We start from the raw sequence: 1,930 nt of genomic DNA on the forward strand, positions 1-1,930 counted from the left end.
TCGGACTTAATACCTTTGGCTGCTTGCTTAGCAAATACTTCTAGTTCTTTCTTATTCATAGTCTGCCTATCCTAAACCCTATATGGGTATTAATGATAGGCAGTTACACAGATTTTGTTACAGGGTCAAAATGCCAGAGTCATTCATGGTCTCTGGCAACTTAGCCACCATATAGTCATTCCAGCCTTATATCAAAATTAAAGTTATTCCATCAGAGTCAACATCAACAATCAAAAAAAATGTTGATTGTTGATGTTAATTAATTTGAAGTTAACAACTTTTTTCAGAGCACTAGTTAAATAACGCCTGTCATATTTAAGTTGATTAACATTTTCCATTGGTATTATTAGCTATGAAGAGCTAACCAATCAGTAGTATGTTTCCATAAAGCTTGAGAGTTGCGACTAAAAAATTTTATATGACCTATTTCATCTAAATCATAATCTTCTTTATTTAGCGTTAAGGTTTGTGCCTGCATTTTAGGAAATACAGAAATCATATCTGCAACGTTGATATCATTGGCTATATGATCATCAGATGCATTTACCCAAATAGCTGGCATAGCAAGTTCATTATATAAATGCTGGTGAACTGTTTTACCAAAGGCTGTTTTTACGTAACCTTGACCATTACACCATTTTTGCCATTGTCTTGCCACTTGCTTAGGCAGAGGCTCACCCATTCCAAACCATTGTGCTTTAGTATGCCCAAAGATAAAGTTGCTTAGTGGTATCACTATATTCATAAAAAAATTTGCTGAAATGATAAAAGGGAATGACATGTTTTTTAAACAACCAGAAGAGCTAGAAACGTTAAAAACAGAGCTAATATGTCTAGCATTGTTCATTAGGCCTATTAACTGCCCACCAGCACTGTGACCTATCAAATGATAATTTATTAAAGGAAAACGGGTCATTAAAAAATCTAATGCGGCTGGCATATCTTGCTCTCCCCAGCATTGAAGCGATACTGTAGAGTGTTTAACTTTTCCCGCTAAAGATTCGCCAATACCACGATTGTCAAAGGTAAGTACAACATAGCCAGACTTGGCTAAATACTGAGCAAATCTTATATATAATTGCCGTTTAATACCTGTAGCAGGCGCAATTAATACTGCTCCTTTTAAGGTTTGATGAGGTTTAAACAAAGTACCTATAATTTTAACGCCATCACCACAGGTAATAATGACTTCATCGCTGTTGTTTAGTTCGTCAGACATTTTAATCCTTTGTTGCTATTTTTATTTTTTATATAAGACAATAATAGTCTGGTACGACCAGACTATCAACACCATAAAAAGTGACATAAACACATACAAAAAATAGTGAAGGAAGAAAGGTAATTTTCTTTTGCTGTAAGAAAAAAAAATGAATTAAATGAGGGACATTTAAACTCGAGTTTAGTTAATAACAGTAAATACTCAAATTGTTAACGTTTAATAACCGAATATGGACGGTAACTATAACTTATTCAATGGGCACAAAAGGATCACTAAGATGACTAACCGAATAAGCTACTTTAATATCAGAACAGTCTTAAGATTATGCATAGTTACACTATCTTGATTAACTATTTAGAAAAAACCAGACATAAAAAAAGACGCCTAAGCGTCTTTTCTTGAATTCTTGTGAGCACTAAAATCAGCAATTATGCGATGCCTACTTAAGGTATAGTGATACAACACCTGCTCTGTGTTAGATAACCTCGTTGTTAAATTTCAGGCATAAAAAAAGACGCCTAAGCGTCTTTTTTCTTTAAGTTCTCGTGAGAACTAAAATCAGCAATTATGCGATGATTTTAGAAACAACACCAGCACCAACAGTACGACCACCTTCACGGATAGCGAAGCGTAAACCTTCATCCATCGCTACTGGGTTGATTAGCTCAACAACAAATTTCAAGTTGTCGCCAGGCATTACCATTTCAACAC

General features: G+C 34.7%; 2 protein-coding genes. Both read right to left on the reverse strand.

Annotated elements, in window-relative coordinates:
• Positions 1-346: 346 nt before the first annotated feature.
• A complete protein-coding gene (locus ESZ26_RS18965; RefSeq protein ID WP_146801364.1) occupies positions 347-1,219 on the reverse strand; it encodes an alpha/beta hydrolase family protein in 873 nt (290 codons plus the stop codon).
• Positions 1,220-1,784: 565 nt separating this feature from the next.
• Positions 1,785-1,930: EF-Tu C-terminal domain-related protein (locus tag ESZ26_RS18970; protein WP_455423429.1), on the reverse strand; the 146-nt coding region annotated here is incomplete at its 5' end.

The sequence above is a fragment of the Colwellia hornerae genome, from assembly GCF_007954355.1.
In the GTDB taxonomy this organism is placed as follows: Bacteria; Pseudomonadota; Gammaproteobacteria; order Enterobacterales; family Alteromonadaceae; genus Colwellia_A; species Colwellia_A hornerae.

What these genes read in the sequence shown, in the direction of transcription:
- ESZ26_RS18965 (WP_146801364.1), bottom strand. Translation starts at nt 1,219, where the DNA reads ATGTCTGACGAACTAAACAACAGCGATGAAGTCATTATTACCTGTGGT.